The 4872-nt window shown below is 70.6% G+C and carries 4 protein-coding genes and 1 pseudogene; all 5 read left to right on the forward strand.

Features of this window, described 5'->3' with window-relative positions; all coding sequences use genetic code 11:
• Nucleotides 1–960: ATP-binding cassette domain-containing protein (locus tag RMO97_RS17300; RefSeq protein WP_310542266.1), on the forward strand; the 960-nt coding region annotated here is incomplete at its 5' end.
• Nucleotides 961–1118: 158 nt separating this feature from the next.
• On the forward strand, nt 1119–1973 hold the full coding sequence (cpaB, locus tag RMO97_RS17305) for a Flp pilus assembly protein CpaB (protein ID WP_310542267.1): 855 nt from the start codon (nt 1119–1121) through the stop codon (nt 1971–1973).
• A 13-nt stretch (nt 1974–1986) separates the two neighbouring features.
• On the forward strand, nt 1987–3312 hold the full coding sequence (locus tag RMO97_RS17310; protein WP_310542268.1) for a type II and III secretion system protein family protein: 1326 nt from the start codon (nt 1987–1989) through the stop codon (nt 3310–3312).
• On the forward strand, nt 3309–4493 hold the full coding sequence (locus tag RMO97_RS17315; RefSeq protein ID WP_310542269.1) for a hypothetical protein: 1185 nt from the start codon (nt 3309–3311) through the stop codon (nt 4491–4493). Before RMO97_RS17310 ends, RMO97_RS17315 begins: the two co-directional genes overlap by 4 nt.
• A pseudogene (locus tag RMO97_RS17320) lies at nt 4493–4872 on the forward strand (CpaF family protein); the annotation flags it as partial. The gene RMO97_RS17315 and the pseudogene RMO97_RS17320, both read left to right, overlap by 1 nt.

Genomic DNA, 4872 nt, shown 5'->3' on the forward strand with positions numbered 1-4872 from the left:
CCGCCGCCTCTGATCCGCCTGGAGGGCGCCTCGGCCGGCTATGACGGCTCGCCGATCCTGCGCAACATGGACCTGCGCCTGGACCTGGACGACCGCATCGGCCTTCTGGGCGTCAACGGCGCCGGCAAGTCCACTTTCGCCAAGCTCATCGCCGGCGCCCTGCAGGTCATGCACGGCGATCTTCGCCGTGACCGCCGCCTGAAGGTGGGTTGGTTCCACCAGCACCAGATCGAGGCGCTCGATCCCTCCGACACCCCGCTGGAGATCATCCGGGCCATGCCCGAGGCCAGCGACGCCGCTCGCCGTTCGCGCCTGGCCCAGTTCGGCATGGGCGTGCAGAAGGTCGAGACCACGGTCGCCAACCTGTCCGGCGGCGAGCGGGCGCGCCTGCTGCTGAACATGGTGGCCATGGAGGCCCCTCACCTGCTGATCCTCGATGAGCCCACCAACCACCTGGACATCGACAGTCGCCGCGCCCTGCTGGACGCCCTGAACGAATATGCCGGCGCCGTCATCCTCATCACCCACGACCGCTCGCTGATGGAGCTGGTGGCCGACCGTCTGTGGTTGGCCGCCGACGGCACCATCGCGCCCTTCAACGGCGACATGGACGACTACGCCAAGCTGGTGATCGACCGGGCCCGCCAGGCCGCCAAGGGTCCGTCCCAGGTTCCCCAGGCCGTCGCGCCGCCGCCGCCCAAGGCCGCGCCGAAGGCCAAGGTCCCCACGGGCACCGCGCGCCGCCGCGCCGAACAGGCCGAGGCCGCGCTCGCCCGCGCCACCACGGCCGTCGCCGACCTCGACAAGGCCCTCACCGATCCCACGGTCTTCACCAAGGATCCGGGCAAGGCCGCCCGCCTGGGCGCCGACCGCGCCAAGGCCCAGGCTGTCCTGGACGCCGCCGAGCTGGAGTGGATGGCGGCCGTCGAGGCCTACGAGGCGTTGAAGGCCGACGCCTGAGGTTCGCTCGCGAGTTCGCCAACCAAGCGGGGAGCTCGAGCGTCAACGGAAACTGCGCGGTTAGGGTTTATATCCGCTCACCTTCTTTATTGTCCCTATCGCAAGGGGGGCTGCCGATAACTGGCTGATAGTTCGAAGCTATTCACCAGAGGCGGGGCATGCGGCTCGTTACAATCGGCAGTCTGGGCGCCTCGGTGGCCCTGGGCCTCGGCGCCATCCTGGTGGCCCGGGTCGCCTTGCCCGACACCGGAAAGGTGCAGGCGGCGCAGGTTGTCGTCTCCCCCATGGCCAACGCGGTTTCGGTGGTCGTGGCGTCCCGCGACATCGCCTATGGCGAACGCCTGGAGGCCGGCCACCTGAAGCTGATCCGGGTCCCCAAGGACGGCGCCCCGGTTAACGCCTTCGGGTCCGTGGCCCAGGTCCTGGCGCAGGATCATGGCGGCGCCCCGGTCGCCCTGACCCTGATCGCGGCCCGCGAGCCCCTGCTGCCGGCCAAGCTCTCCGGCCCCGGGGCACGCCCCTCGGTGGCCGCCGAACTGCAACCCGGCATGCGCGCCTACGCCATAGGCGTCAGCGAGGTTTCCGGCGTCGGCGGCCACGCCCTGCCCGGCGACCGGGTGGACGTGGTGATGATGCGCAACCTGACCCCCAACGGCCCGAACAAGGTTCTGACCTCCCAGCTGGTGGTCCAGAACGTCCGTGTCCTCGGGGTTGATCTCAACGCCGACCCCACCTCCACAAAGGCCGAGAAGCCCTCGACCACGACCCTGGAGGTCAGCGTCAAGGACGCCCAGAAGCTCGCCATGGCCGCGGAGCTGGGCTCCCTCTCCCTCGCCCTGCGCCCGCTCGGCGCCTCGGATGTCGAACCCGTGGCCGAGCTCGCCTCGGCGGCGCCCCGCGCCCGGAACCCCGTCCGCCGCGCCCGGGCCTCCGGCGCACCGACCGGCGGCCGCATCACCATCGTCGAAGGCGAGAATTCCGCCCCGGCCGCCAGCCCCAAGCCCGCGGCCTAAGGACACCACAGCCATGCTCCGCTCCCCCCTCATCGGCGCGCTCGCCGGCGCCCTGGTCCTCGGCGGCGCCCTGCCCGTCGCGGCCGAACAGTTCTCCAGCGAGGCCGCCCGGTCCCGCGTCATCAGCGTGCCGCGCAACAAGTCGGCCTCCTTCCGGCTGGACAGCCCCGCCAGCAAGATCGTGGTGGCCCAGCCGGAGACCGCCCAGATCGTCGCCACCACCGACCGCAGCTTCTATGTGCGCGGCAAGGCGCTGGGCTCCACGAACCTGCTGATCTATGGCGCCGGCGGCGCCCTGCAGGAGGTGGTGGACGTCCGGGTCGGCTACGACGCCGAAGCCCTGCAGCAGGACCTCGCCGCCGCCCTGCCCGGGGAGCTGATCCAGGTCCGCAACCTCGGCGAGGGCCTGCTGCTGGCAGGCGACGTCTCCACCACCGCCGCGGCGGCCAAGGCCAAGGGCCTGGCCGAGAAGTTTGCGCCGGGGGCCGTCACCTCGGCCCTGACCGTGCGCGCCTCGCAGCAGGTGATCCTCGAGGTCCGGGTGCTGGAGGCCAGCCGGTCGTCGCTTAAGGATATCGGCTTCAACATCAACGCCAGCAACGGCTCCACCTTCGCCCTGCAGACCGGCACGGGCCTGATCGGCAACACGACGCCGCAGGGTGGCCTGTCGCTGCGAGGCTCGATCGGCGGCGCCACCATCGACGTGGTCCTGCGCGCGCTGGAGGAGAAGGGCGTCATCCGGACTCTGGCCAAGCCCAACCTCGTGGCGTTGTCTGGCGAAAAGGCCAGCTTCCTGGCCGGTGGCGAATTTCCCTTCCCCGTCCCCAATGGCCGCGACAGCGTCACCATCGAGTTCCGCCCCTTCGGCGTGACCTTGGACTTCCAGCCCACCGTGCAGGACAACGGACTGATCCGGTTGCAGGTGGCCCCCGAGGTCAGCCAGCTCGACAGCCGCACGCCCCTGAAGCTCAACGGCATCGAGATCCCCAGCCTGGTGGTCCGCCGCGCCAACACCACCGTGGAGCTGCGCTCGGGTGAGAGCTTCGCCATCGCCGGCCTGTTCCAGCAGGACTATTCCAACGCGGTGCGCCAACTGCCCGGTGTCGGCGACGTCCCGGTCCTCGGCAGCCTGTTCCGGTCATCGCGATGGAAGAAGGCCGAGACCGAGCTGGTGATCATCGTCACCCCCCGCATGGCCGGTGAGGAGGATTATCGCGCCACCTCCACCATCATGGCCGGCAATGAGGCCACCGCCATCGACCTGATCCTCAATGGCCTGGCCCTCGACAAGCCCCTGGCCAAGGTCGAGGGCTCGGCCAAGACCGGGTCGCCCACATGAGCAACTGGAGCCTTCTGGGCCGCAGGGTCCTGGCGATCGGCGACAGCCTCGCCCCCCTGGCGCGCGGCCCCTTGTTCGGCGCGGCGATGGAGGTCGCGGGCCTCGAGCGTCTCTCCGACCTGCGTCCCGGGATGACCGACCTCATTCTGATCGACGCCGACCATGCCGAGCCCGCCGCCCTTGCGGCCGCCGTGGCCACCCTGTCCCAGGTCGCCGACCTGCCGCCGACCCTGTTCCTCGGCGGACACCTGCCGGCCGGTCTGGTGCGCGCCCTGATGCGCCTGCCCCACGCCGACGTGGTGGAGACCCCCTTCACCCACGACCAGCTGCAAAACGCCATCTACGCCCTGCTGGATCAGGCCGCCGCCCAGGCCCCCAGCGCCCAGGGACACCACTCCCGGTGCTGGTCGGTGATGGGCGCCGTCGGCGGCGCGGGCGCCACCATGGCGGCCATCGAGATCGCCAGCGCTCTGGCCGCCCGGTCCTCGCGCGCCAACAGCGTCTGCCTCATCGACCTGCACCTGGCCGACGGCGCCTGCGCCCCCTATCTCGGCGCCACCCCCTCCATGGGCCTGGCCGAGTTCGGCCCTGCCGCCGAGCGCATGGACGCCGCCCTGCTGGCCGCCTTCGCCACCCCGGTCGGTAAGGGTCTGGACCTGCTGGCCTGCCCCCGGGATCCCACCGCCTTCAGCGCCATCTCCCGCGAGGCCGTCCTGCGCATCCTGGAGATCGCCTGCGAGGCCTACGACCACGTGGTCCTCGACATGCCTCGCCATCGCCATTCCTGGAGCCTGGACGCCCTGGCCGGCTCCGACGAGGTGGTCGTGGTCTCCGAGCTGACCGTGCCGGCCCTGCTGGCCGCGCGGGCCCTGTCGGACGAGGTCGAGGCCGCCGCCGGTCTGCGCCCCCGCATCGTGCTGAACCGGCTTGCCAACCGCATGTTCGGCCCCGCCCCCTCCACCGCCGAAGCCGAGAAAGCTTTGCAGCGCAAGGCCGACGGCGCCATCGCCTCCGACTGGGAAGCCGCCGCGGCCTCGGTCAACCTGGGCGGCGCCATCAGCCAGCACCGGCCCAAGTCCAAGATCGTCCGCGATATTGGGTCCCTGGTGGACCGCATGCTGGCCGACCGCGGCCGCCGCGCGCCCCATCCGGCTCCCGCCGCCGCCTCGCGGGCCGCCTGATGGGACGCTTCAGCCCCGCCAAGCCGGTCGCCCTCGAAGTGGTCGAGCACGAAGCGCCCGCCCCTACTCCGGAACGCGCGCCAGCTCCCACGGCCGCCACGGCGATGGCCGAGAGCCAGATGCTCGACATCAAGCTCAAGTTGCACGCACAACTTATTGAAGAACTTGACTTATCGAAGCTTGAATCGGTTGGGGAAAAGGAACTGCGCCGCCAGGTGATGGTGCTGGTGGGCGACTTCGCCCGCGCCGAGCGCCTGGTGCTCAACACCGCCGAACTCGAGGACCTGGGTTCGTCGGTCTATGACGAGATGATGGGGCTCGGGCCTCTGGAGCCCCTGCTCAAGGATGACAGCATCAATGACATCCTGATCAACGGCCC

The sequence above is a fragment of the Phenylobacterium sp. genome, from assembly GCF_031425575.1.
In the GTDB taxonomy this organism is placed as follows: domain Bacteria; phylum Pseudomonadota; class Alphaproteobacteria; order Caulobacterales; family Caulobacteraceae; genus Phenylobacterium.

What these genes read in the sequence shown, in the direction of transcription:
- cpaB (WP_310542267.1), top strand. Translation starts at nt 1,119, where the DNA reads ATGCGGCTCGTTACAATCGGCAGTCTGGGCGCCTCGGTGGCCCTGGGC.
- RMO97_RS17310 (WP_310542268.1), top strand. Translation starts at nt 1,987, where the DNA reads ATGCTCCGCTCCCCCCTCATCGGCGCGCTCGCCGGCGCCCTGGTCCTC.
- RMO97_RS17315 (WP_310542269.1), top strand. Translation starts at nt 3,309, where the DNA reads ATGAGCAACTGGAGCCTTCTGGGCCGCAGGGTCCTGGCGATCGGCGAC.